The 24,350-nt window shown below is 66.3% G+C and carries 20 protein-coding genes; 10 read left to right on the top strand and 10 right to left on the bottom strand.

Annotated features, from left to right (window positions below):
* Nucleotides 1-94 precede the first annotated feature (94 nt).
* Both smc and HV711_RS07895 read right to left on the bottom strand, forming a co-directional pair.
* A complete protein-coding gene (gene smc / locus HV711_RS07900) occupies nucleotides 95-3,613 on the bottom strand; it encodes a chromosome segregation protein SMC (RefSeq protein WP_035477464.1) in 3,519 nt (1,172 codons plus the stop codon).
* A gap of 158 nt (nucleotides 3,614-3,771) precedes the next feature.
* Nucleotides 3,772-4,785: a DMT family transporter gene (locus HV711_RS07895; protein WP_013588807.1), complete on the bottom strand. Its 1,014-nt coding sequence runs from the start codon at nucleotides 4,783-4,785 to the stop codon at nucleotides 3,772-3,774.
* A gap of 445 nt (nucleotides 4,786-5,230) precedes the next feature.
* Between HV711_RS07895 and dapC the strand changes: the two genes are divergently transcribed.
* The 6 genes from dapC to HV711_RS07865 all read left to right on the top strand — a co-directional run bounded on the left by dapC (nucleotide 5,231) and on the right by HV711_RS07865 (nucleotide 11,669).
* Nucleotides 5,231-6,448: a succinyldiaminopimelate transaminase gene (dapC, locus tag HV711_RS07890; protein WP_035477466.1), complete on the top strand. Its 1,218-nt coding sequence runs from the start codon at nucleotides 5,231-5,233 to the stop codon at nucleotides 6,446-6,448.
* A gap of 80 nt (nucleotides 6,449-6,528) precedes the next feature.
* The gene (gene dapD, locus HV711_RS07885; protein WP_013588810.1) at nucleotides 6,529-7,356 is read left to right on the top strand and encodes a 2,3,4,5-tetrahydropyridine-2,6-dicarboxylate N-succinyltransferase; all 828 of its coding nucleotides are present in this window, start codon (nucleotides 6,529-6,531) and stop codon (nucleotides 7,354-7,356) included.
* Nucleotides 7,356-7,721 carry an ArsC family reductase gene (locus HV711_RS07880; protein WP_013588811.1) on the top strand — a complete coding sequence of 122 codons (366 nt, stop codon included), beginning with the start codon at nucleotides 7,356-7,358 and terminating at the stop codon, nucleotides 7,719-7,721. The genes dapD and HV711_RS07880 overlap by 1 nt, the downstream gene beginning before the upstream one ends.
* Nucleotides 7,722-7,847: 126 nt before the next feature.
* The gene (gene dapE / locus HV711_RS07875) at nucleotides 7,848-8,987 is read left to right on the top strand and encodes a succinyl-diaminopimelate desuccinylase (RefSeq protein WP_035477468.1); all 1,140 of its coding nucleotides are present in this window, start codon (nucleotides 7,848-7,850) and stop codon (nucleotides 8,985-8,987) included.
* A 26-nt stretch (nucleotides 8,988-9,013) separates the two neighbouring features.
* Complete coding sequence (prmB, locus tag HV711_RS07870) at nucleotides 9,014-9,898, top strand: 50S ribosomal protein L3 N(5)-glutamine methyltransferase (RefSeq protein ID WP_013588813.1); 885 nt, start codon at nucleotides 9,014-9,016, stop codon at nucleotides 9,896-9,898.
* Nucleotides 9,899-10,127: 229 nt separating this feature from the next.
* Entirely contained in the window at nucleotides 10,128-11,669 is a 1,542-nt protein-coding gene (locus HV711_RS07865) for a cardiolipin synthase (RefSeq protein ID WP_035477469.1), read from the top strand.
* A gap of 38 nt (nucleotides 11,670-11,707) precedes the next feature.
* Here the strand turns inward: HV711_RS07865 and HV711_RS07860 are convergent, their stop codons facing one another.
* Entirely contained in the window at nucleotides 11,708-12,187 is a 480-nt protein-coding gene (locus HV711_RS07860) for a glutathione peroxidase (protein WP_035477471.1), read from the bottom strand.
* A 136-nt stretch (nucleotides 12,188-12,323) separates the two neighbouring features.
* Between HV711_RS07860 and HV711_RS07855 the strand changes: the two genes are divergently transcribed.
* Complete coding sequence (locus HV711_RS07855; protein WP_035477473.1) at nucleotides 12,324-14,282, top strand: ATP-binding cassette domain-containing protein; 1,959 nt, start codon at nucleotides 12,324-12,326, stop codon at nucleotides 14,280-14,282.
* A gap of 123 nt (nucleotides 14,283-14,405) precedes the next feature.
* Nucleotides 14,406-15,548, top strand: a complete 1,143-nt coding sequence (locus HV711_RS07850) for a CaiB/BaiF CoA transferase family protein (protein ID WP_244142639.1) — start codon at nucleotides 14,406-14,408, stop codon at nucleotides 15,546-15,548.
* Between the two features lie 17 nt (nucleotides 15,549-15,565).
* On the opposite strand, the gene HV711_RS07845 is transcribed toward HV711_RS07850, so the two are convergent.
* The 3 genes from HV711_RS07845 to alr form a co-directional block, all read right to left on the bottom strand.
* Nucleotides 15,566-15,844, bottom strand: a complete 279-nt coding sequence (locus tag HV711_RS07845) for a DUF2866 domain-containing protein (RefSeq protein WP_028363362.1) — start codon at nucleotides 15,842-15,844, stop codon at nucleotides 15,566-15,568.
* Nucleotides 15,845-15,996: 152 nt separating this feature from the next.
* Nucleotides 15,997-17,373 carry a DNA repair protein RadA gene (radA, locus tag HV711_RS07840; protein WP_013588819.1) on the bottom strand — a complete coding sequence of 459 codons (1,377 nt, stop codon included), beginning with the start codon at nucleotides 17,371-17,373 and terminating at the stop codon, nucleotides 15,997-15,999.
* Between the two features lie 40 nt (nucleotides 17,374-17,413).
* Nucleotides 17,414-18,484, bottom strand: a complete 1,071-nt coding sequence (gene alr / locus HV711_RS07835; RefSeq protein WP_035477474.1) for an alanine racemase — start codon at nucleotides 18,482-18,484, stop codon at nucleotides 17,414-17,416.
* 218 nt (nucleotides 18,485-18,702) lie between these two features.
* On the opposite strand from alr, the gene lplT reads away from it, so the two are divergent.
* Nucleotides 18,703-20,010: a lysophospholipid transporter LplT gene (gene lplT, locus HV711_RS07830; protein ID WP_013588821.1), complete on the top strand. Its 1,308-nt coding sequence runs from the start codon at nucleotides 18,703-18,705 to the stop codon at nucleotides 20,008-20,010.
* 64 nt (nucleotides 20,011-20,074) lie between these two features.
* Nucleotides 20,075-20,884, top strand: coding sequence for a bifunctional hydroxymethylpyrimidine kinase/phosphomethylpyrimidine kinase (thiD, locus tag HV711_RS07825; RefSeq protein ID WP_028363365.1), 810 nt, complete (start codon nucleotides 20,075-20,077; stop codon nucleotides 20,882-20,884).
* Nucleotides 20,885-20,893: 9 nt separating this feature from the next.
* On the opposite strand, the gene HV711_RS07820 is transcribed toward thiD, so the two are convergent.
* From HV711_RS07820 to tsaB, 4 genes are read right to left on the bottom strand one after another with little or no spacing between them, the layout of a single operon-like run.
* Nucleotides 20,894-21,904: a DUF1853 family protein gene (locus HV711_RS07820; RefSeq protein WP_035477476.1), complete on the bottom strand. Its 1,011-nt coding sequence runs from the start codon at nucleotides 21,902-21,904 to the stop codon at nucleotides 20,894-20,896.
* Nucleotides 21,901-22,938, bottom strand: a complete 1,038-nt coding sequence (locus tag HV711_RS07815; RefSeq protein ID WP_035477478.1) for a uracil-DNA glycosylase — start codon at nucleotides 22,936-22,938, stop codon at nucleotides 21,901-21,903. Before HV711_RS07815 ends, HV711_RS07820 begins: the two co-directional genes overlap by 4 nt.
* Nucleotides 22,925-23,419: a ribosomal protein S18-alanine N-acetyltransferase gene (gene rimI / locus HV711_RS07810; protein ID WP_035477480.1), complete on the bottom strand. Its 495-nt coding sequence runs from the start codon at nucleotides 23,417-23,419 to the stop codon at nucleotides 22,925-22,927. Before rimI ends, HV711_RS07815 begins: the two co-directional genes overlap by 14 nt.
* The gene (tsaB, locus tag HV711_RS07805; protein WP_035477483.1) at nucleotides 23,416-24,225 is read right to left on the bottom strand and encodes a tRNA (adenosine(37)-N6)-threonylcarbamoyltransferase complex dimerization subunit type 1 TsaB; all 810 of its coding nucleotides are present in this window, start codon (nucleotides 24,223-24,225) and stop codon (nucleotides 23,416-23,418) included. Before tsaB ends, rimI begins: the two co-directional genes overlap by 4 nt.
* Nucleotides 24,226-24,350: the final 125 nt, after the last annotated feature.

The raw sequence follows: 24,350 nt of genomic DNA, 5'->3' as shown, positions 1-24,350 counted from the left end.
ATGTGCGCGGCCTCACGCCCGCCCCACGTTGTCGCGCGGCCCGCGGCCGCAGCGCTCGACGCGGGCGCCCGCGCTTCCATGATTCAAACAAAACTTAAACGATATTCTGGGCGAAACCCGCAGCCGTTTCCATGTCGACGGCAACGATGCGCGACACGCCCTGCTCCTGCATCGTCACGCCGATCAGTTGCTGCGCCATTTCCATCGCAATCTTGTTGTGCGAAATGAAAAGGAACTGGGTTTTGTCCGACATCGCGCGCACGAGGTTCGCGAAACGTTCGGTGTTGGCGTCGTCGAGCGGCGCGTCCACTTCGTCGAGCAGACAGAACGGCGCGGGATTCAGCTGGAACATCGCGAACACCAGCGCCGTCGCGGTCAGCGCTTTTTCGCCGCCGGACAGCAGGTGAATGGTCGAATTCTTCTTGCCCGGAGGCTGCGCCATGACCTGCACGCCCGCGTCGAGAATCTCGTCGCCGGTCATGATGAGCTTTGCCTGGCCGCCGCCGAAAAGACGCGGGAACAGTTCGCCGAAATGACGGTTCACTTCGTCGAACGTGCCTTGCAGCAGCGTGCGCGTTTCGGCGTCGATCTTGCGGATTGCGTCTTCGAGCGTTTCGATTGCGCTCGTCAGGTCGGCCGATTGCGAGTCGAGGAAGGTCTTGCGCTCGGTCGCCGCCTTCAGCTCGTCGAGCGCGGCCATGTTGACCGGACCGAGCGCGATGATCGCGTTATTGATGCGCGTGACCTCGCCCTGCAGATACGAAGGCTTCATGTCCGGCGTGAGCTTGGCCTGCAGCTCCGCTTCGTCGACGCCGGCCGCGGCCAGCTGCTCGATGAACTGCTCGCCGTTCAGCCGTGCGGCCTGTTCCTTCAACTGCAATTCATTGATGCGATCGCGCAGCGGTTGCAACGCGCGTTCCGTCGACAGACGCGTTTCGTCGGCGGCGCGCAGCTTGGCGGTCAGATCGTCCAGTTCGAGACGCGCGGCGTGCAACGCCTCTTCCTTGACCGCGCGAATGTCGAGCGCGTCCTGCAGACCGGTGTGCGCGGTCTGCTCGTTGATCGTTTCGAGCTCGGCGCGCGCGTCTTCCAGCGAGGCCGCCACGCGTTCGCTCTGCTCATGCGCGACCTGAATGCTGCGCTTGAGTTCGTCGATGCGGTTCGCCATATTGCGCGCGGCAAAGCGCGCGTCCGTGGCGGCGCGGTCGAGATCGCGCGACTCGCCGCGCGCCGTGGTCAGCGCTTCGTCGAGCGCCTCGAAAGCCAGTTGATGATCTTCGAAACGCGCCTGCAGCTCCGCGAGCTCGCCGTCGTAGCGCTCGAAGTTCGCTTCGGACTCGGCGCGCAGCGCGCGCTGTTCCTCGACCTGCGCGTGGATTTCCTCGAGCTCCTCGCGGATCTGCGTGCTGCGCTGCGTGTAGCGCTCGTGTGCCTGCGTGAGCTTCAGCACGTCGAGCTGCAGCGCATGCACGCGCTGGGTCGCGCGCTCGGCCTGCTGACGCACGTCGGTGAGGGCCTGCGCGGCCTGCGTGTGCGCAGCTTCGGCGCGAATCGCGGCGGCCTTCGCTTCGTCGGCGAGCAGCGCCTGCGCGCGCACCTGACGCGCGAGGTTTTCGATTTCCTGCTGACGGGCCAGCATGCCGGCCTGCTCCGAGTCCGCGGCATACAGCTGCACGCCGACGCGCGTCACTACATGCCCCGCCTTGACGACGAACGAACCGCCTTCGGGCAATTGCGAGCGCAGGCTGAGCGCCTGCTGCAGATCGTCGGCAATGAAGGCAAGGCCGAGCCAGTCGTTGAGGACCGCGCGGATGCCCGCGTCGTCGATCCGGACGAGCGACAGCAGCGGCCGCAGCGCGGGCGGCGCCGCGACCGGCTGACCGGCGGCCGGCGGCGCGTAGAACGCGAGCTTGGCGGGCGGCGCGTCGGTGGCGAACGCCTTGACCCAGTCGAGGTTCGATACTTCCAGTGCGGCCAGGCGCTCGCGCAGCACCGCCTCCAGCGCGGTTTCCCAACCGGCCTCGACATGCAGCTTCTTCCACAGTCGCGGCAAAGCGCCGAGCTCGTGCTTTTCGAGCCACGGCTGGATCTTGCCCTCGGTCTGCACGTTCTCCTGCAACTGCTTGAGCGCGGCAAGGCGCGCGTCGAGCTGATGGATCTGCGCGCTTTCGGCCTGCACGCGCTCCTGCGCGGCGCGCCGCTCGGCATCGAGGCGCGGCAGCGTTTCCTGCGCGTCCGCGAGACGCGTCTGGGCGTCGTGCAGAATCTCTTCGTGTTCGGCGAGCTGCATGCGCAGCTCTTCGAGCTGGGCTTCGTCCGGCGCGTCGAGGCCGCCGGCCTCCGCCTTCAGGCGCTCCTGACGCTGCTGCAACTGCTGCAACTGCTGGTCGGCATTGCGCTGATGCGCGGCTTCCAGCTTGAGCGCCTGCTCAGTCTGTGCGATGCCGCCGCGCTCGGTGTTCAGCTCCGCCTGCGCGTCGCGCCAGCGCGCTTCGAGCGCGGGCATCGCGTCGTGTTTCGCGGCGGCTTCCTCTTCGGCGAGGGCCGCTTTTTCCTCGGCGACGGCGAGTTGTTCCTCGGCGTCTTCAAGGTCGCCTTGCGCCTTTTCAGCCTGTGCCAGCCACTGCTCGCGCTGCGCGGTCAGCGCGGCGATCTGCGCCTGCACGCGATTGCGCGATTCGACGATGAACTTGATCTCGGCTTCGAGCCGGCTCACCTCGGCATTCGCTTCGTACAGCGCGCCTTGTGCGCCCTGCATCGCGTCGCTCGCGGAATAGTGCGCGACGCGCAGCGTTTCCAGCTGCGCTTCGACTTCGCGCAGCTTCGCGGTCTGCGCCTCGAGATCGATCTGCGCCTGTTCGATGGCGCGCTTCTGACGCTCCTGCTCGCTGCCCGCTTCGTTCTTGCGCAGCAGCCACAAAAGACGCTGCTTTTCCTCGCCGTCCGTCTGCAGTTCCTTGTAGCGCGTGGCGACGACCGCCTGGCCTTCGAGCTTCTCGAGATTCGTGCCCAATTCGCGAATGATGTCTTCCACCCGCGTCAGATTTTCCCGCGTGTCATGCAGACGATTCTCGGTTTCGCGACGGCGTTCCTTGTACTTCGAAACGCCCGCGGCTTCCTCGAGGAACACCCGCAACTCTTCCGGCTTCGCTTCGATCAGGCGCGCGATCATGCCCTGCCCGATGATCGCGTAGGCGCGCGGCCCGAGGCCCGTGCCGAGGAAAATGTCCTGAATGTCGCGGCGGCGCGCCGGCAGATTATTGATGTAGTAGCTCGAGGTGCCGTCGCGCGTCAGCACGCGCTTGACGGCGATTTCCGCGTATTGGCCCCACTGCCCGGCGGCGCGGCCGTCCGCATTGTCGAACACGAGTTCGACGCTCGCGCGGCTGCCCGGCTTGCGCGCGGTCGACCCGTTGAAGATCACGTCCTGCATCGACTCGCCGCGCAGCTCGGAAGCACGCGATTCGCCGAGCACCCAGCGCACGGCGTCGATGATGTTGGACTTGCCGCATCCATTCGGTCCCACCACGCCGACGAGCTGGCCCGGAACCTGGAAATGCGTGGGATCGACGAATGACTTGAATCCAGCGAGTTTGATCGAGGTCAGACGCACGGCGATTTCGCTGTTTGAGAAGGAAAAATAATAGGTGGCTCACGAAGGCCGTGTGTGCCGTTCGCCGTTGCGGCGATACGGCCCGCGGTCCTTGCCAGCCCTCGGGAATTGGGTCGCCGGCTACAAGCGTGTCGCAGGCGCCGGCTAATGAGGGGCAATCATACCATCGCGCGTGGGCGGTTCTTGCGGTCCCGCTTGTTGCCGTCACTCGCGTTGCCAGCGTCGCCGCGCGTGCCGGCGTCCGCGTCGCTCGTGTCCTGATTGGCGGGATCGGGCGGCATAGCCTTCGGCCGATGCATCCAGCTCGACAGCGCCGAGGCGAGCACGATGCATGCGCCGCCGGCCCACTCGCGCGCGCCGGGCGTCTCGCCCGCGAAGAGCCAGGCGGAAAGCGCCGTGACCACGAGTTCGAACAGCATGATGATCGAGGCACGGTTGGCCGGCACGCGCGCGAGGCCGTATTGCACCAGCATGTTGTTCGAGGCGAGCAGGAAGCCGAGGCCGAGCACGAGCCACGCGGCCGTGGCGAGATGCGCGCCGGTGGGCGGCGCGGGCATCGCTTCGAACAGCGACGCGCAGGCGCCGAAAATCGCCGCGCCGCCGAAGATGGTCGCCGTGCGCATCTCGGGTTTCATCTGCGGCAAGACGCGGCTCGTCTTCAGGATCAGCACGTTGCTCATGGCGAAGCCCATGCCGCCCGCGAGGCCCGCCCATTCGGCGAGGTTGCCCGGCAGCGGAATGCCGAGTTGCGGCGACCACAGCATGGTCATGGCCCCCGCGAGCGACAGCGCGGCGAGGCCCGCGCCCGGCCACGTCAGCCGCTCGTGGAGAATGAAGTGCGCGAAAAGCGCGGTCCATGCGGGCGTCAGATAGAAGAGCAACAACACGCGCATCACCTGCCCGTGGATCGAACCCCACACGAAACCAAGGTTCGTGATGCCGGCCGCCAGCGCGAGCGCCGGCAGCAGCCAGTGCCAGCGCACCGTGCTGATGGCGCGGCGACGCACGAGCAGCACGAAGAGGCATCCGGCGCCGCTCGTCAGCGCGCTCGCGGCCGTGCCGGTGACGCCGAGCGACGCCAGCATCCGCAACGGATACCAGATCACGCCCCACACCGACGCCCCGAGCATGATGGCAAGCGTCGGCCAGCCTGTCCGAAGCCAGTTGGTCATGGCGACGGGCTCCGCGAGCGTGCGGCGGTGCCGCTGGCGTTGCGGTTCGCGCTGCCGGTTCCTGCGTGGTGGCCCTCGTCGTTTGCTCCGCCGATTTCTGCTGAGATCGCGGTGTATGTTCTACCGCGCCTCGGTGTCTCCTCGACCACTGCGTACATTGCTGCTCCTGCTTGTATTGCCGCGCGAACCGGCGAGGGCCCGCATTGTTCCCATTGTTCCTTTAGCACGCACTGCCTGCGCCGCCCGCGGCGTTCGCGGCGTTCGTGCCGAGCCAGAGCCGCGGCGCGCCACGCTATAATCCCCTGCTCGCCTCCGTGCCGTCGCGCGCGCCGCTTTGCGCAGCCCGGCGACACGACAGTGCAGACCACTGCGCAGACCGACGCGGACGGCGCACGCGCCGCCGTACATCGTTCCGCGCCCTCTTCGATCAGGCTCGATCCGCCCCGTGAATCCGCTACTCGACTCCCTCCAGCCCTATCCCTTCGAAAAGCTGCGTGCACTCTTCAAGGACGTCACGCCGGCTGCCGGCCTCGCGCACATCAGCTTCGGCATCGGCGAGCCGAAACATCCGACGCCCGCCTTGATCCGCGACGCCGTGATCGCCTCGCTTGGCGGCCTGTCCGCGTATCCGGCCACCGTCGGCGCCTTGCCGTTGCGCGAGTCGATTGCGAACTGGGTCACGCAGCGCTACAGCCTGCCGCCCGTGGATCCGGCCACCCAGGTGCTGCCGGTGTCGGGCTCGCGCGAGGCGCTGTTCGCGCTCGCGCAAACGGTGATCGACCCGCGGCGCAATGAAAAGGGCGAGCCTGCGATCGTACTCTGTCCGAACCCGTTCTACCAAATCTACGAAGGCGCGGCGATCCTCGCAGGCGCCGAGCCGTATTTCGTGAACAGCGACCCGGCGCGCAACTTCGCGTGCGGCTATTCGGCGGTGCCGGCCGAGATCTGGGCGCGCACGCAGCTGCTCTACGTCTGCTCGCCGGGCAATCCGACGGGCGCCGTGCTGACGCTCGAAGACTGGCGCGAACTGTTCGCCCTGTCGGACCGTCACGGCTTCGTGATCGCCTCCGACGAATGCTATTCCGAAATCTATTTCGACGAAGCCAACCCGCCGCTCGGCGGCCTCGAAGCAGCGCACAAGCTCGGCCGCGGCTATGAGCGGCTCGTCATGCTGTCGAGCCTGTCGAAGCGCTCGAACGTGCCCGGCATGCGCTCGGGGTTCGTGGCGGGCGACGCCGCCATCCTCAAGGACTTTCTGCTGTACCGCACCTACCACGGCGCGGCGTTGTCGACCGTGTATCAAAGCGCGAGCATCGCGGCCTGGAACGACGAAGCGCACGTGCGCGAGAACCGCGCGAAATACGTGCAGAAATTTTCGACCGTCACGCCGATGCTCGCCGAGGTGCTCGACGTGCGCCTGCCGGACGCCGCGTTCTATCTGTGGGCGGACGTCTCGCGTACCGGCCTCACGGATACCGGGTTCGCCCAGCGTCTTTACGCCGACTATAATGTGACGGTTCTGCCGGGTTCGTACCTCGCGCGCACCGCGCACGGCGTGAACCCCGGCCGCAATTTCGTGCGCATGGCGCTCGTCGCCGACGTCGACGAATGCACGCAGGGCGCGCAACGAATCGTCGACTTTTGCCGCGGGCTCGCGGGCTGACATGGATTCGCCGGATCAGGCCCCAACGTTCCGCGCGCCGCCGCCCTTCTTCAGACTTCAACTCTTCTAAAAGCACGCATATGTCGCAACAACTTCAGCAGATCATCGACACCGCCTGGGAAAACCGCGCCGAGCTGTCGCCCAAGGCCGCTCCCTCTGACGTGCGTGAAGCCGTCGCCCACGCCATCGAGCAACTGGACAAGGGCCTGTTGCGCGTCGCCGAGAAGAAAGACGGCGACTGGGTCGTCAATCAATGGCTGAAGAAAGCCGTGCTGCTGTCGTTCCGCCTGGAAGACAACGCGCCGATGTCCGCGGGCGGCTACAGCCAGTTCTACGACAAGGTGCCGTCCAAGTTCGCCAGCTACACCGCTGAAGACTTCGCGGCCGGCGGCTTCCGCGTGGTGCCGCCCGCCATCGCACGCCGCGGTTCGTTCATTGCGAAGAACGTCGTGCTGATGCCGTCGTACACCAACATCGGCGCCTATGTCGACGAAGGCACGATGGTCGACACGTGGGCGACCGTCGGTTCCTGCGCGCAGATCGGCAAGAACGTGCACCTGTCCGGCGGCGTGGGCATCGGCGGCGTGCTGGAGCCGCTGCAGGCCAACCCCGTCATCATCGAGGACAACTGCTTCATCGGCGCGCGTTCGGAAGTGGTGGAAGGCGTGATCGTCGAAGAAAACTCCGTCATTTCGATGGGCGTGTATCTCGGTCAGAGCACGAAAATCTACGACCGCGAAACCGGCGAAGTCACGTACGGCCGCATTCCGGCGGGCTCGGTCGTGGTGGCGGGCAACCTGCCGTCGAAGGACGGCTCGCACAGCCTCTACTGCGCGGTGATCGTCAAGAAGGTCGACGCAAAGACGCGCGCGAAGGTCGGCCTGAACGAGCTGCTGCGAGGCGACTGATGGCGCGCGGCACCAAGACTGTCGTCTACGGCATTCCGAACTGCGATACGGTGAAGAAGGCGCGCGTGTGGCTCGAGGAACACGGCGTCGAGTTCGAGTTTCACGACTTCAAGAAGGCCGGCGTGACCGAGCCGCTCGTCCAGGACTGGCTGAAGGACGTGAAGCTCGACGCGCTGCTGAACCGTCGCGGCACCACGTGGCGCGGCCTGTCGGACGACATGAAGGCCGCCGCCGACACGCAGCCGGGCGCGATCGCGTTGATGATTCACAAGCCCTCGGTCATCAAGCGGCCGGTGCTGGTGGTGAACGGGCGCGTCAAATCGCTCGGTTTTTCGCCCGACGAATATGCGGCGCTCTTTGCCTGAGCACGGCGATGTGTGAATGAGCGCAGCGCCTCGCGTTGTGCTGCGCTGCGTCAAAGCTGTTGCCGGCTGCGGTGTTGCACCGCCAGCCGGCATTTTTTTCATTTCCCAGTGGCTTGTACTGAACCCATGTCCGGCACCCTTGCCCTTACCGAACAATTGATCGCGCGCGCTTCCGTCACGCCCGACGACCAGCATTGCCAGCGCCTTCTGATCGAACGTCTGTCCGCGCTCGGCTTCGAGCACGAAACCATCGAATCAAACGGCGTGACGAACCTGTGGGCCGTGAAACGCGGCGTGGACGGCCAGGCGGGCAAGCTGCTCGCGTTTGCCGGCCACACGGACGTGGTGCCGACCGGCCCGCTCGACCAATGGCATTCGGCGCCGTTCGAACCGACGCATCGCGACGGCAAGCTGTACGGCCGCGGCGCGGCCGACATGAAAAGCTCGATCGCCGGCTTCGTGGTCGCGAGCGAGGAGTTCGTCGCGGCGCACCCGCAGCATCGCGGCTCGATCGCGTTCCTGATCACGAGCGACGAAGAAGGCCCCGCCACCGACGGCACCGTCAAGGTGGTCGAGGCCTTGCAGACGCGCGGCGAGCGCATGGACTACTGCATTGTCGGCGAGCCGACTTCGAGTGAGCAGTTCGGCGATACGGTGAAAAATGGCCGGCGCGGCTCGATGTCCGGCAAGCTCGTCGTGAAAGGCGTGCAAGGCCACATTGCGTATCCGCATCTGGCGAAAAATCCGGTGCATCTGCTCGCGCCTGCCCTCGCGGATCTCGTCGCCGAACGTTGGGACGACGGCAACGAATACTTCCCGCCCACCACGTGGCAGGTGTCGAACATCCATAGCGGCACGGGCGCGACCAACGTGATTCCCGGCCATGCCGAGGTCATGTTCAACTTCCGTTTCTCGACGGCCAGCACGGTGGAGGGCTTGCAGCAGCGCGTCCACGCGATACTCGACCGGCACGGCCTTGAATACGATCTGCATTGGACCGTGAGCGGCCTGCCGTTCCTCACGCCGCACGGCGAACTGTCGAACGCGCTCGCCAAAGCGATCAAGGACGAAACCGGCGTTACCACCGAACTATCCACCACCGGCGGCACGTCGGACGGACGCTTCATCGCGCGCATCTGCCAACAGGTGGTCGAGTTCGGCCCGCTGAACGCCAGCATCCACAAGATCGACGAACATATCGAAGTCGCACACGTCGAGCCGCTGAAAAACGTGTACCGCCGCGTGCTCGAACAACTGATCGCCTGATTGAGGCCTACCTGAGGACGACTGCGATGACGCTGCCCTTTTCCACTGTCCGCGACCTGCTGCGTTTCGCCGTGTCGCGCTTTAACCAGGCTGGGCTCTCGTTCGGCCACGGCTCGGCCAACGCTTACGACGAAGCTGCCTATCTGGTGCTGCACACGCTGCATCTGCCGCTCGATCTGCTCGATCCGTTCATGGACGCGCGCCTTTCCGCAGCCGAAATCGACGCGGTGCTGAACGTCATCGAGCGCCGCGCCACCGAGCGCGTGCCGGCGGCCTACATCACCCAGGAAGCGTGGATGCACGGCTTTCGCTTTTACGTCGACGAACGCACCATCGTGCCACGCTCGTTTATCGGCGAGCTGCTGCAGGACGGGCTGCAGCCGTATGTCGAGGACCCTGAGCAGGTCAGCGCCGTGCTCGAACTGTGCACCGGCTCGGGCTGTCTCGCGATTCTCGCGGCGCACGCCTTTCCGAATGCGGACATCGACGCGGTGGATCTCTCCGCGCCCGCTCTCGAAGTTGCCGCGCGCAACGTGGCCGACTATAAGCTCGACGACCGCATCGCGCTCTTCGAAGGCGATCTGTATGCGCCGCTCGCCCAACGCCGCTACGACGTAATCATCAGCAATCCGCCGTACGTGAATGCTGCGTCGATGCAGGACTTGCCCGCCGAGTACCGGCACGAGCCGGAAATGGCGCTGGCCGGCGGCGCGGACGGCATGGACATCGTGCGGCGAATCATTGCGGACGCACGCAACTGGCTGACCGAAGACGGCGTGCTCGTGATCGAGATCGGCAACGAGCGCCAGCACGTCGAAGCGGCCTTCGGCGGGCTCGACCTCGTCTGGCTGTCGACGAGCGCCGGTGACGACAACGTGTTCCTTATCCAGGCCGCTGATCTGCCTGTCTGATCTGGTGACGACGGTTTAACCCCGGGCGCGGCGGCGTCCGACGGGCGCGTGCCGTGCCTGCCGTCCGCGTTTCCAGCGCTTTCGCCGTCTCGGCCGCCCGCCCGGTGGCCCAAGCCTCACATCGCCCCCAATGCCCGCGCGTTCGGTAAGATGAGCGCCGTTAGCTCGGCGGCTGTCCGCGTGGGTCCGGCGCGCCGGCACGGCCTCTCGTCCAACCCTTCGCTCGCCTATGCAATTCGACCTGCTTCACGTCGGCACGCTGGTGGCCCTCGCCCATATCCTCGGCGTGGCCGCCGCATGTCACGCGATTCTCAATACCCGCACGTCGCAAGGCGCGATCGCGTGGGCTGTGTCGCTGGTCGCGATGCCCTATCTCACGCTCGTCCCTTATCTTTTTCTTGGCCGCAGCAAGTTCGCCGGCTATGCGGACGCCCGCCGCGTCGAGAACGAATTGCTGCGCACCCACGCGCACCCGCCGCAGTGGGACGAGCTGGCTTCGTCGGCGCAACTGCCCGCGCATGCGCTGGGCGGCAGGCTCGTGCACTCGCTCACGCGGCTCGGCGGCATGCCGTTCCTGCCGGGCAATTCCGTGCGCACGCTGGTGAACGGCACGGCGACCTTCGAGGCGATTTTCGAGGCCATCGAGCACGCGCGCCACTACATCATCGTGCAGTTTTTTATCGTACGCGACGATGCGCTCGGCGAAATGTTCAAGGAAGCGTTGATCGCGAAAGCGCGGCAAGGCGTGCGAGTGTATTTCCTATACGACAGCATCGGCAGCTTCGACCTGCCGCACCGCTACGTCGCGTCGCTGCGCGCGGGCGGCGTGGAGACGCATCCGTTCGCCACCAATCGCCTGTTCGTCAACCGGCTGCAGCTGAACTTCCGCAATCACCGCAAGATCGTTTCCGTCGACGGCGAACGGGCGTTTGTCGGCGGACACAATATCGGTGTCGAATATCTGGGCGGCAAGCCGCCGCTTTCGCCCTGGCGCGACACGCATATCGAAGTGCGCGGGCCCGCAGTCGCGAGCATCCAGTTCGTGTTCACCGAAGACTGGTACTGGGCGACCCAGCAGTTACCGAAACTGGATCTGCCGGCCACGCCGCCGGCCGCCCCGGCGGACTCGCAGGACTCGCAGGACTTGCCAGCCTCGGTGCACGCCGTGAACGCCGCAGGCTCGATGAACGCTGCCGGCTCCACGAATCCCACGAGGAGCCACGACATGCATTGCCTTGTCGTGCCGAGCGGCCCCGCCGACAAACAGGAGACCTGCTCGCTCTTCTTCGTCGAAGCGATCAACGCGGCGCGCGAGCGCATCTGGATCACGACCCCCTACCTCGTACCGGACGAAGCCGTGTTCTCCGCATTGCGGCTCGCGGCGCTGCGTGGGGTGGACGTGCGCATTCTGATTCCGAGCCGGCGCGATCACGTGGTGGTCTTCGAAGCCTCGAAACTGTATGCGTATGATTCTCTGCGCGCCGGCCTGCGCATTTTTCGCTATCAGCCGGGCTTTCTGCACCAGAAGGTCGTGCTGATCGACAGCGTGGCCGCGGCGGTGGGCAGCGCCAATCTCGACAACCGCTCGTTCCGGCTCAACTTCGAAATCATGGTCATGACCGTCGATCCGGGATTCGCAAAAGAAGTCGAAACCATGCTGCTTGCCGACTTCGCGCAATCGCGCGAGATCGACCGCAACGAGTACCGCCAGGCGAGCGCTTTGCGGCGCGTGCTGATGCACGTGGCCCGCCTCTTCTCACCGATTCTCTGACGCGCGCGCCGCCGCGCGGGACCGCTCGGCGCTCCGTTTCACAGCAGCTTTTCGATGTCCTCCGTGATCGCCTCCGGTTTGGTCAGCGGCGCATAGCGCTTGACCACGTTGCCGTCGCGGCCGATCAGAAACTTCGTGAAATTCCACTTGATTGCTTCGAGGCCGAGAAGGCCCGGCGCCTCGCCCGTCAGATAACGGAACAGCGGATGCGCGTTCGCGCCGTTCACGTCCACCTTGTCGAACATCGGGAAGGTCACGCCGTAGTTCTTCTCGCAAAAGCTGCCGATCTGCGCGGCGTCGCCCGGTTCCTGCTTGCCGAACTGGTTGCACGGAAAGCCGAGCACCGCGAGCCCGCGCGCCGCGTAGCTGTCGTAAAGCTTCTGCAAGCCCGCGTACTGCGGCGTGAACCCGCATTCGCTCGCCGTGTTGACGATCAGCAGCACCTTGCCCTCGTACTGCGCGAGACTCACTTCCTCGCCGCCCAGCCTGCGGGCCGAAAAAGAATAAATCGATGTCATGTGCTCTCCCCACGAAAGCCGTCAGTCTATGTCAAAAGCGCGGCCGCGACAGTCGGCCGAACGGCCGATGCGGCTTAAGGCGCCGGTTGCCGCCCCGGCGGTCTAAAATAGGCGTTTTTCTCCAGCCGGCCTCTTTGTGATCCGCTTTAACCAGTTCAGCCTCGCGCGCGGCACCAAGCCGCTCTTCGACAACACCACGTTCACGCTGAATCCGGGCGAAAAGGCCGGCCTCGTGGGCGCGAACGGCGCGGGCAAGTCCACGCTGTTTGCCGTGCTGCTCGGCGAACTGCACGCGGACCGCGGCGACTTCTCGATCCCGCCCACGTGGCAGATCGCGCACGTCGCGCAGGAAACGCCTGCCGTCGACAAAACCGCGCTCGCCTACACGCTCGACGGCGACGCCGCGTTGCGCGCGATCGAAGCGCGCATCGCCGCTGCCTCGGCTGCGCACGACGGCGCGGCGGAAGGCGAAGCCCACGCAGCCTTCGCGGATGCCGACGGCTACACCGCGCCGGCCCGCGCCGAAGCATTGTTGCTCGGCCTCGGCTTCACGCTGGAGCAAACCCGCGAGCCGGTCACGAGCTTCTCGGGCGGCTGGCGCATGCGCCTGAATCTCGCGCAGGCGCTGATGTGCCGCTCGGACCTCCTGTTGCTCGACGAGCCGACCAACCACCTGGACCTCGACGCGATCGTCTGGCTCGAAGAGTGGCTGCACCGTTATCCGGGCACGCTCATCGTGATCTCGCACGACCGCGAGTTTCTGGATTCGGTCTGCAACGTCACGCTGCATCTCGAACAGCAGCAGATCAAGCGTTACGGCGGCAATTATTCGCAATTCGAAGTGCTGCGCGCGCAGCAGATCGCGCTGCAACAGAGCGCGTACGAAAAGCAGCAGCGCACGGTCGCGCATCTGCAGAGCTACATCAACCGTTTCAAGGCGCAGGCCACCAAGGCGCGTCAGGCGCAAAGCCGCGTGAAGGCGCTCGAAAAGATGGAACTGATCGCGCCGGCGCACGCTGCGTCGCCGTTCACCTTCGAATTCCGCACGCCGGATTCGGCGCCGAACCCAATGATGGTCATGGAAGACGTGCGCTGCGGCTACCATGGCGAAGACGGCGCGGAGATTCCGATTGTCGAGCGCGTCATGCTGTCCATCCAGAACGGCCAGCGCATTGGTCTGCTCGGCGCAAACGGCCAGGGCAAGTCCACGTTGATCAAAACGCTGGCCGGCACGCTGGCGCCGCTCGGCGGCCACGTGCGCGAAGGCAAGGGGCTGCGCATCGGCTATTTCGCGCAGCACCAGCTGGAAACCCTGCGCGCGGACGACACGCCGTTGCAACACCTCGCCCGCCTCGCGCCGGACACGCGCGAACAGGAATTGCGCGACTTCCTCGGCAGCTTCAATTTTTCCGGCGACATGGCGACGTCGAAGATCGCGCCGTTTTCCGGCGGCGAAAAGGCCCGGCTCGCACTCGCGCTGATCATCTGGCAGAAGCCGAATCTGCTGCTGCTCGACGAGCCGACCAACCACCTGGATCTCGAAACGCGGCACGCGCTCACCATGGCGCTCGCGCAGTTCGAAGGCACACTCATTCTCGTCTCGCACGACCGGCATTTGCTGCGCGCCACGACCGATCAGTTCATGCTGGTCGCGAAGCATCGCCTGCAGGAATTCGACGGCGATCTCGACGATTACCGCGACTGGCTGCTGCAACACGCGGCGGAGCAGCGCGCGGCCTTGAAGGCGGGCAATGCGCCGAACGGCGCCGACGGTGGCGCGGGCGGCGCGGCAGGTGCCGACGGCGGCGTGAATCGCAAGGAGCAGCGCCGGCTCGAGGCGGAAACGCGTCAGAAGCTCGCGAATCTGAAGAAGCCGCTGCAAAGCCGCATCACGAAGATCGAGAAGGAAATGGACGCGCTCCATGCGGAGAAGGCGACGCTCGACGCATTCGTCGCCGATCCGGCCAGTTACGAGCCGGCTCAAAAAAACAAACTGACGGAGGCGATTCGCCGTCAGGCAGACGTGAACGCGCGCCTCGAAACACTCGAAGCCGAATGGCTCGAGACACACGAGGAACTCGAACAAATCGGCTAGCGGAACGCCACGTGCGATCCGCGCCGGCATCACGAGAGGTTGGCTTTGTCATCTGCAACGTCTTCCGCTGCACCGGCTGCATCTTTTGGCGAATCCGCCGGGACTGACGCCGCGCCGCCGCCTTTGAAGGGCCTGCGCGTGCTCGACCTCACGCGGCTGCTGCCCGGCCCGGTAGCCGCGCTGCGGCTCGCGGAACTCGGCGCGGAAGTGCTCAAGATCGAAGCGCCCGGCGCGGGCGACCCGACGCGCACGATGCTGCAGTCGTCCAGCGACCGCGTGGCCGGGCGGCCCGGCGCGTTCTACCGGCTAGTGAATCGCGGCAAGCGCGAGACGCGTCTCGATCTCAAGTCCGAAGCCGGACGCCATGTGCTGCGCGCGCTCGCGGCCGAGGCGGACGTTCTGATCGAGAGCTTCCGGCCTGGCGTGATGGACCGGCTCGGGGTCGGCTACGCGACGCTGCGCTCCGCCAATCCGCGGCTCGTGTACTGCGCGATCAGCGGCTATGGCGCCCACGGCCCCTTCGCCGATCACGCGGGCCACGACCTCAACTACATCGGCTATGCGGGCGTGCTCGATCAGCTCACGAGCCGCGACGGCACGCCGATCGTGCCCAACTTCCAGATCGCCGATCTGCTCGGCGGCGCGCTCAGCGCGGTCACGCAGATTCTCGCCGCGCTGTGGCACGTGTCGCGCGGCGGCGAAGGCCGTTTCGTCGACGTTTCCATGACGCACGCCACCTACGTGCACAATGTAGTCGCACAGGTCGCGCTCGCGAATGAGAACGCCGCCGCAGACGCTGCGCGGCACGCCACGGAAGCATCCGGCGCGGGCTCAGGCCTGCTGAACGGCGGCGTGCCCTGCTACAACCTGTACCGCACGCTCGACGGTCGCTGGCTCGCGGTGGGTGCGCTCGAACTGAAATTCTGGGAGAGCCTGTGCATGGCGCTGGACCGCCCGGAGTGGGCCACGCGTCACTGGAGTCTCGGCCAGGCGATCGGCGGACCGGACGCCGCCTCGCTCACCCAGGAGCTTGCCGAGGTGATCGGCACGCGGGTACTCGACGAATGGGTCGCGCTGCTCGAGCCGCTGGATTGCTGCGTCTCGCCGGTGCTGAGCGCGGCGGAAGCGGCGCGGCACCCGCTCTTCAACCGCGCGGCGCACGATGCCGACGAAACCCGAGAACCGAACCCCGCGCCCGATGGCGGACAGACAGGGGAAGGCGAAAGCCTCGGCGGCCTTCGGCGCCCTCCTGGCCGTCAGACCTAGAAACCGCGCGCGGACAACTACCGCCGCGCGACCGACTGCCGCGGCAACGTCTGACGCGGCGTCTTTTCGTCGTCGTAAAGCAGATGCTTGCGGCCTTCCACGTGGCGGCTGATGGTGGCGCGCACGTCGGCGGCGGTCGCGTCGCCTGCCACCACACGGCGCGAAATCTGCCCGGTCCGGTCGATCCACTCGACAATCCGGCAAGCGCCGCCCCAAGGTTGATGAATGGGCGCGGAGACCCGGCAACCGCGCACCTGGATCGGCGGCTCGGCTGCGGTTTCATGAGTCTGTTTCAAGGTGCGATCCTTTTTCCGGCATCAAGGGATGCAATAGCTGTGCAGCTTAGGAAAAAGAAGGGCTTGTTGGTTACAGCCAACCTGGAGATATTTACCGCGCATTACGAGAGGCCGAGCGTACCGCGCCGGCACCGCAGGGGCAAAACGGCCGTTCAGTCGAGTGTGCGGACCCGGTCGATAGCCTGCTCGATCCGCTCGACCGCAACGACCTGTAAGCCTTCTATCGGCTGCTTGGGCGCGTTGGCCTTGGGAATCACGGCCACTGAAAAGCCGAGCTTGGCGGCTTCCTTCAAGCGTTCCTGACCGCGCGGCGACGGCCGGATCTCGCCCGCGAGCCCCACTTCGCCGAATACGACGAGCCCTTTAGGCAGCGGTTTGTTGCGCATCGACGAATGAATGGCGAGCAGCACCGCCAGGTCCGCAGCCGGCTCCGTGATCTTCACGCCGCCCACGGCATTGAGAAACACGTCCTGATCGAAACAGGCGATGCCCGCATGCCGGTGCAGCACGGCGAGCAGCATGGCGAGACGATTCTGTTCGAGGCCGACGGCAAGACGCCGCGGATTCGGCGCATTGGCGGAATCGACGAGCGCCTGCACTTCCACGAGCAGCGGCCGCGTGCCCTCCTGCGTCACCAGCACGCACGAGCCCGGCACCGACTGCTCGTGCTGCGACAGGAACAGCGCCGACGGATTGGCCACGCCGCGCAGGCCGCGCTCCGTCATGGCGAACACGCCGAGTTCGTTGACCGCGCCGAAGCGGTTCTTGATCGCGCGCACGAGACGAAACGACGAATGCGTGTCGCCTTCGAAGTACAGCACCGTATCGACGATATGCTCCAGCACGCGCGGCCCGGCGAGCGCGCCCTCTTTCGTCACGTGGCCGACCATGATGATCGTGGTGCCCGACTGCTTCGCGATACGCGTCAATTGCGCCGCGCACTCGCGCACCTGGGCGACCGAGCCCGGCGCCGACGTGAGCGCGTCCGAATAGACGGTCTGAATCGAGTCGATGACGGCCACGTCGGGCCGCTGGTCGGCAATGGTCGCCTGAATTTTTTCGAGCTGGATTTCGGCCAGCAATTGCAGTTCGCTCGCTTTCGAACCCGGCTCGAGCAGCGACAGTCGTTGTGCGCGCAACGCGATTTGCGCGGCCGACTCTTCGCCGCTGATATAGAGCGCTCGCTTTTCCGCTGCGATTTCCGCGAGCGACTGCAGCAACAGCGTCGATTTGCCGATACCGGGATCGCCGCCGATCAACACCACGCCGCCGGGCACGAGGCCGCCGCCGAGCACGCGGTCGAATTCGCTGACGCCGGTGGAAAAGCGCGGCACGTCCGACGCTTCGATATCGGCGAGACGCCGCACCGGCGCGCTTTTTGCAAGCGACTGGAAACGATGCGTGGAAGGTGCCTCGGCCACCGACTCCACCAACGTGTTCCAGGCCTGGCAGGACGGGCACTGTCCGGTCCACTTCGGCGACTGGCCGCCGCATTCACTGCATACGTACAACGTTTTTGCTTTTGCCACGCGTTCTGCCCGGGTTGCGGTTGTTCTGGTTATTTCGACGTCACTCCGCCCGCACGGGCACGCGCGGCGCGACCGCGCACATCAGCTCGTAGCCGATCGTGCCGCATGCGCGCGCGACGTCGTCGATGGGCAGCGAGGTGCCCCACAGCTCGACGCGCGAGCCGATGCTCGCCGTGGGAATCGGCGTGAGGTCGACCGTCAGCATGTCCATCGACACACGTCCGACGATGCGGGTACGCACGCCGTCGACGATCACCGGCGTGCCCTCGGGCGCCACGCGCGGATAGCCGTCGGCGTAACCGCACGCCACGACGCCGATGCGCATCGGCGCGCGCGCCTTGAAGAGCGACCCGTAGCCGACGGTGTCGCCTTCCGCGACGGACTGCACGGCGATCAGTTCGGAGGCGAGCGTCATGGCCGGCTGCAAGCCGGTGCCCTCAATGGCGGCCGACACGCCCGAAGGCGAGGCGCCGTACAGGATGATGCCCGGCCGCACCCAATCGAAGTGCGACTCGGGATGCCACAGCGTGGCCGCCGAATTGGCGAGGCTGCGCGCGCCGGCAATGCCATGCGCGCCGCGCTCGAACGCTTCCATCTGGTGGGCGATGCCGCGCTCGCCGTCGGCGTCGGAGAAATGGGTCATCAGCGTGATCTGGCCCACGCCCTGACAGGCGCGCGCGCGCTCCCACGCCGCGCGGAATTTCTCCGGCGTGTAACCGAGCCGGTTCATGCCGCTGTTCATCTTCAGCTGGATGTTGACGGGCTTCGACAGCCGCGCCATTTCGAGCATGCGCAACTGTTCGTCGGAATGCAGCGCCGTGGTGAGGCTGTAGCGGTCGATGACGTCGATATCCGTCGGACGAAAGAAGCCCTCGAGCAAAAGAATCGGGCCGGCCCAGCCCAATTCACGCAACTTCACGGCTTCTTCGAGGTCCAGCAACCCGAAGCCGTCCGTTGCGCGCAGCCCCGGAAAAGCGCGCGCGAGGCCGTGCCCGTAGGCGTTGGCCTTGACGACCGCCCAGATTTTCGAGCGGGGCGCATAGCGGCGCGCGACGGCGAGGTTATTGGCAAGGGCGGACGTGTGAATCGTGGCGGAGAGGGGGCGCGGCATGGAATATTTTCGTAAAGACGCTTGCGAATCAGCGGCTTACAGAGCGTTTTCAACGCGCGGCAGCCCGCTGGGCGGTGCGATCAAGGATTTTGCTAGTCTGAACGCACCTATTTTCATGATATAAAGCCGTGCGCACAACCCATTTCGAACGGCATAAGCCCGGACGCATAACAAACGGCCGGGGCGGACAGACCGCAGCGAGGATAGCATCGCATCAGATGAAAAAAGGTTTTTACACCATCATGGCCGCGCAATTTTTTTCGTCGCTGGCCGACAATGCGCTCCTGATCGCTGCTATCGCACTGCTGAAAGATCTACACGCCCCGAACTGGATGACGCCGCTGCTCAAGCTGTTCTTTGTGCTGTCGTACGTCGTGCTCGCCGCTTTCGTGGGCGCCTTCGCCGATTCCCGTCCGAAAGGGCGCGTCATGTTCATCACGAACACGATCAAGGTGCTCGGCTGCATCACGATGCTGGTCGGCGCGCATCCGCTCATCGCATACGGCATTGTCGGTTTCGGCGCGGCAGCGTATTCGCCCGCCAAATACGGCATTCTCACGGAACTGCTGCCGCCTGACCGGCTCGTCGCCGCTAACGGCTGGATCGAAGGCACCACCGTCGGCTCGATCATTCTCGGCACCGTGCTCGGCGGCGCGCTGATCAGCCCGCATATCGCCGCGCCCATTCTGCGCCACCACATTCCCACGGTGAACACGCCCGCCGAAGCCGCCATGCTCGTCATCATGGTGATCTACGTGCTCGCCGCGCTCTTTAATCTACGCATTCCCGACACCGGCGCGCGTTATCCGAAGCAGGAGCACGGCCCGATCAGACTCGTCACCGATTTCGCCGACTGTTTCGTCGTGCTGTGGCGCGACAAGCTCGGACAGATTTCGCTTGCCGTCACGACGCTCTTCTGGGGCGCAGGCGCGACGCTGCAATTCATCGTGCTGAAGTGGGCGGAAGTGTCGCTCGGCATGTCGCTTTCCGAGGCGGCGATTCTGCAGGCGGTGGTCGCCGTCGGCGTCGCCGGCGGGGCGATTTTCGCGGCCTCCCGCGTGCCGCTGAAGAAGTCGCTCTCGGTGCTGCCGGTCGGCATCATGATGGGCATTGCCGTCATGCTGATGGCGTTCTACACGCGCCACCTGTTCCCCGCTCACTGGGGCGTGTACTTCGGACGCATGCATGTGCCGGGCTACCTGATCTTCGCGTACATTTTTTTGATGATCGTCGGCGGCCTGTCGGGCTTCTTCGTCGTACCGATGAATGCGCTGCTCCAGCATCGCGGCCACGTGCTGCTGTCGGCCGGCCACTCCATCGCCGTGCAGAACTTCAACGAGAACCTCTCCGTGCTCGTCATGCTGTGCCTGTATGCCGTGCTCGTCTGGCTCGACGTGCCGGTCGCCGCGGTGATCGTGCTGTTCGGCACCTTCGTCTGCCTGATGATGTGGCTCGTCATGCGGCGCCACCAGGCGAACCAGCGCGCGTTCGACTCGGTCGCGCTGATCGGCGAAGTCAAGCACTGAACCGTGTGCCCGGCGGCCGCCGGCCGCTCGCGCCGCTAACCCGCTTCGCCTGCCCGCTTTTGCCATGACCCGACCCATTCCCAACGTGCTGACCATCGCCGGTTCCGACTCCGGCGGCGGCGCCGGCATTCAGGCCGATCTGAAGGCTTTCTCCGCGCTCGGCGCCTACGGCGCGAGCGTGATCACCGCACTGACCGCGCAGAACACGTGCGGCGTCACCGCGATTCACGCGCCGGACGCGGCCTTCGTTACCGCCCAGCTCGACGCTGTTTTCGACGACATCCGCATCGACGCCGTCAAGATCGGCATGCTGGCGAACGCGTCGATCGTGCGCGCCGTGGCCGACGCGCTGCGCCGGCACAGACCCCGGCACATTGTGCTCGACACGGTGATGATCTCGAAGAGCAATCATGCGCTGCTGCTGCCCGATGCAGTCGCGGCCGTGCGTGACGAGCTGCTGCCGCTGGCGCATCTGCTGACGCCGAACCTGCCCGAGGCGGCCGCGCTGCTGGGCGGCATTCAACCCGCTGGCGACGAAGCCGCCATGGTCGAGCAGGGCGAAGCGCTGCGCGCGCTCGGCGCCCGCGCGGTGCTGATGAAGGGCGGCCATCTGAGCGCCGCCGACAGTCCCGACTGGCTCGTGCAGGAAAGCGGCACGCTGCGCCTCGGCGGCCCGCGCGTGCCGGTGAAGAATACGCATGGCACGGGCTGCACGCTGTCGTCGGCGATTGCCGCGCTGATTCCGCAACGCGACGATCTCGCTAGCGCCGTCGCGGATGCCAAGCAATATCTGACCGGCGCATTGCAGGCGAGCGAGCGCCTCGACGTCGGCAAGGGCGTCGGGCCCGTGCATCATTTCTATCGATGGTGGTAACGCGGTGCCCTACTGCCGCGCGTAGTCTTGCGCCCGCAGAGGCCAGTCGTCGGGGACGATGAAACCGCGCGCACGTTCGAGCAGATTGCCCGCGCTGTCTTCGGCGAACGAAGCGACCATCGTCGGCACAGGTTGACGTGAGGTGTGCAGCGCAAGCGTTTCGGCGTCGGCGAAATGCGTGTTCAGCGCGTCGCGTTCGTGGGCCGCATGGCGCCGCGGCGCCAACCATTCGAGACGCGGCAGCACGCGCCAATGCCCGCCTTGCGCCGACGCGAACTGCGGCCAGTCGCGATGGGTCACCCACCAGCCGCGGCCATGCCCGGGATCGAGCTCGACGGGATCCACGGCTGTCTCGCCGTGCCGATAGAACAGCCACCCTTTGACGAACATTTGCGGCGTCCACGTTCCCGGATAGCCGGTCGACGCGAACTCCTCGCGCGCGCTCAACGGCAACTGATGGCCAAGCAGATGCGCGAGTTTCAGGTCGAAGCGGTCCTTCAGATTCGGGCCGACATAGTCGGATAGCCTGGACGCCTCGTGTGCGTCTGCGTGACCGGCATGCAGGTAGCACTTCACCGCGAGTTCCCAGTGGAGCTGAGCGCCCTCTGGCGTCGTCAGCAGGAAATCGCATTCGCCGAGCGTGATGCCCGCGCGACGCAGCGGCACGCCCGCCGCGACGAGCCGCGCGGCCGGTCCATGTTGCAGGAACCAGCCCAGCAGGCGTTCGGCGTAGCGGCCGAGCCGCGTGATGCGCGTCGCCGCGAGCTCGCGATGCAAGGGCTCGGGCGCCGTATCCAGCAGGCGCAAGAAGCGCAACGTCCGGGCGAGTTGATCCGAAGTATGAAAAAGCGTGGCCAGCTCGCCGACCGGCGGTTGCGCACGCAACAAATCGGCGCTGAAGAGCAGCCACGCGAGATCGCGCACGGCGGGGTCGTGCAGCGTATCGAGCAGATCGCGAAGCGTCGCGGGCTCGGTGCGCGGCAGGTCAGCGCTGCTTGCCGGCGTTGGCTCGGCGCTCACCGCGGCGCCGCGCCGGACGCCGCGCCGCCTTCGCGCCCCGCTTCACTCCCCGCCTCGCGCCAGGTGTCGCGCGCGAGGCACAGATCGGCCCACGCCTTGGCCTTGTCGGGCAGGCTGCGCAACAGATAAGCCGGGTGATAGGTGACGATCACCGGCACGCCCTCGTATTGGTGGACGCGCCCGCGCAGCGACGAAATACTCGCGTCGGTCTTGAGCAGACTTTGCGCGGCGAAGCGGCCGAGCGCGACGATCAGCTTCGGCTTGACGAGCTCCACCTGGCGTTGCAGATAGGGTTCGCAGCGCGCGACTTCGTCCGGTTCGGGATTGCGGTTGCCCGGCGGCCGGCACTTGATGACGTTGGCGATATACACATTCGCGCCGCGCGCGAGCGCGAGCGAACGCAGCATGTTGTCGAGCAGCTTGCCGGCCTGGCCGACGAAAGGCTCGCCCACGCGGTCCTCGTTTTCGCCGGGCGCTTCGCCGATCAGCATCCAGTCGGCGTTGCGATTGCCGACGCCGAATACGGCTTGGGTGCGCTTTTCGCACAGCCGGCAACGCTCGCAGTTCGCGACGCGCTCCGAGAGCGCGTCCCAGTCGAGCGTATGGATGGCCGGCAGCGCGGGCACAGCGGCGTGGGCTTCGCCCGGTGGATGCAGCGGCAGATCGTCGAACCATGCGAAGCCGTCGTCGGGCGGGGCGCCGAAGGACGACGGCTCGGACATGGCCGGCGGCTCGGCCACGTGCGGAGCGCGGCTTGCGACAGCCGGCAATGACGACGCGCGCTGCGGCTCAGGCGTGAACGACGACAGAGCAGTTCGCGCATCGCTGTCGTCGACTGCGGGTTGCGGAAGAGCGCGCCCGGCCGGCTCTCCGTTCTGCAAGCGCTCCGGCGGCAAGCCCGCCGCGGAAGTCCCGGGCGCGCCGCCCTGCTCCACACTCAGCGTGCCGGCCGCTTCCTGCGCCGCGGCCATCCCGCGACGCACCCAGCGCGGCGCGAGTCCGAACTCTTCCAGTACCGATTCATTGAGCGCCATCCGCGCCCTCCCTCACAAACGATAAACGCATCACGATGGCGTCCTCCCGGCTGCGATGCCGCGCCGGATAATAGTTCTTGCGCCAGCCAATCGACGTGAAGCCGAACCGCTCGTAAAGCCGGATCGCCCGATGGTTCGACGGACGCACTTCGAGCAACAGTCCGTCGAGTTTTTCGGCGCGCGTAATGCGCACCGCCTCGCGCAGCAGCGCGAGCCCGGCGCCGGCGCCTTGCGCGGCAGGCGCGACGCACAGATTGAGCAGATGCATTTCGTCGACGACGGGCATCAGCACGCAATACCCGATCAGCGTGCCGGTGACGTGCCGCAGACACACGCCGAAATAGCCGTTGCGCAGCGAGTCGCCGAAATTGCCGCGGCTCCAGGGGAACTCATAGGCGAGCTTTTCGATGGCGGCCACTTCGTCCAGGTCGCCTTCCGTCATCGGCGACATGTAGCGGTCCGCCAGCAGCACGCCGCTCATGGCCGTCCCTCGCGCGACGCGGGGTCGTGGGCGGCACTGGCCGGCGCCGCCGCCTGCCCTGCTTTGGCCGCTTTCTCCGCGATGCGCTCGGCCGTGGTCTGCGCGACCTTGTTGCGCACGTACTCGGGCGCGGCCTGGTCGGCGGGCACCGTGCGGCCGGCATGGAAGGCCCTCAGCGCGGCGTAGGCGAGCGGCAGCGCGTGCGGTAAAGCCTCGGCATCGACGGTTCGAGCGGCGGCGGCCGCCGGCAGCCGCTCGCCGAAAGCCGCGGCCGCGTTGCCCGCGAGCGTGAACGGCGCGTCGGGCAGGACGAGCCGCTCCGGCGTATCCAGCGATGCGCCGTGCACGACGCGCCATTCGCCTTGGGCGTCGTCCCATGCGTAGTCGGCCCAGTAGATCTCGTCCATGCGGGCGTCGAGCGCCGCCAGCACACGCGTCGCCGCCGGATCGCGGCGCCGCGCGCTCTCGGCGCAGACGAGCAGCGTGCTGACCGGCACGACCGGCAGATCGAGGCCGAACGCGAGCCCTTGCGCGACGCCCGTGGCGGTGCGCAGCCCAGTGAACGAGCCCGGCCCCGAACCGAACGCGACTGCGTTGCAGTCGGCGAGCGCGAGGCCGGCTTCGTCGAAAAGTTCGCGGATGGCGGGCAAGAGGCGCGTGCTGGACACGGCGCCCGTCTGTTCGTGGCGGACCCACGCGCGCGGCTCGGCGCGAGCCAGGTCCGCGGTACCGACGGCGGCGGACAACAGCGCGACCGAGCAGAATTCGGTGGAGGTATCGAGGGCAAGAAGCACGGTCTGAGTCATGGACCGTATTGTAATCGGCGCCGCGCGCGCGGATGCGGTTTGGTCGCGCTCGCACCCGGCGGCGTTTGGAATGAGCCCTCGGCCACGCGGCGGCATCGGGTTGTTATGATCGCAGACCCTGACCA

This window comes from Paraburkholderia phenoliruptrix (assembly GCF_902859825.1).
In the GTDB taxonomy this organism is placed as follows: Bacteria; Pseudomonadota; Gammaproteobacteria; order Burkholderiales; family Burkholderiaceae; genus Paraburkholderia; species Paraburkholderia phenoliruptrix.
This window is presented reverse-complemented; position numbering and strand designations above follow the sequence as displayed.

Excerpts from the sequence above, each read along its gene's own strand:
- HV711_RS07895 (WP_013588807.1), bottom strand. The coding sequence starts at position 4,785 with ATGACCAACTGGCTTCGGACAGGCTGGCCGACGCTTGCCATCATGCTC.
- dapD (WP_013588810.1), top strand. The coding sequence starts at position 6,529 with ATGTCGCAACAACTTCAGCAGATCATCGACACCGCCTGGGAAAACCGC.
- HV711_RS07880 (WP_013588811.1), top strand. The coding sequence starts at position 7,356 with ATGGCGCGCGGCACCAAGACTGTCGTCTACGGCATTCCGAACTGCGAT.
- dapE (WP_035477468.1), top strand. The coding sequence starts at position 7,848 with ATGTCCGGCACCCTTGCCCTTACCGAACAATTGATCGCGCGCGCTTCC.
- prmB (WP_013588813.1), top strand. The coding sequence starts at position 9,014 with ATGACGCTGCCCTTTTCCACTGTCCGCGACCTGCTGCGTTTCGCCGTG.
- HV711_RS07865 (WP_035477469.1), top strand. The coding sequence starts at position 10,128 with ATGCAATTCGACCTGCTTCACGTCGGCACGCTGGTGGCCCTCGCCCAT.
- HV711_RS07860 (WP_035477471.1), bottom strand. The coding sequence starts at position 12,187 with ATGACATCGATTTATTCTTTTTCGGCCCGCAGGCTGGGCGGCGAGGAA.
- alr (WP_035477474.1), bottom strand. The coding sequence starts at position 18,484 with ATGCCGCGCCCCCTCTCCGCCACGATTCACACGTCCGCCCTTGCCAAT.
- lplT (WP_013588821.1), top strand. The coding sequence starts at position 18,703 with ATGAAAAAAGGTTTTTACACCATCATGGCCGCGCAATTTTTTTCGTCG.
- thiD (WP_028363365.1), top strand. The coding sequence starts at position 20,075 with ATGACCCGACCCATTCCCAACGTGCTGACCATCGCCGGTTCCGACTCC.
- HV711_RS07815 (WP_035477478.1), bottom strand. The coding sequence starts at position 22,938 with ATGGCGCTCAATGAATCGGTACTGGAAGAGTTCGGACTCGCGCCGCGC.
- rimI (WP_035477480.1), bottom strand. The coding sequence starts at position 23,419 with ATGAGCGGCGTGCTGCTGGCGGACCGCTACATGTCGCCGATGACGGAA.
- tsaB (WP_035477483.1), bottom strand. The coding sequence starts at position 24,225 with ATGACTCAGACCGTGCTTCTTGCCCTCGATACCTCCACCGAATTCTGC.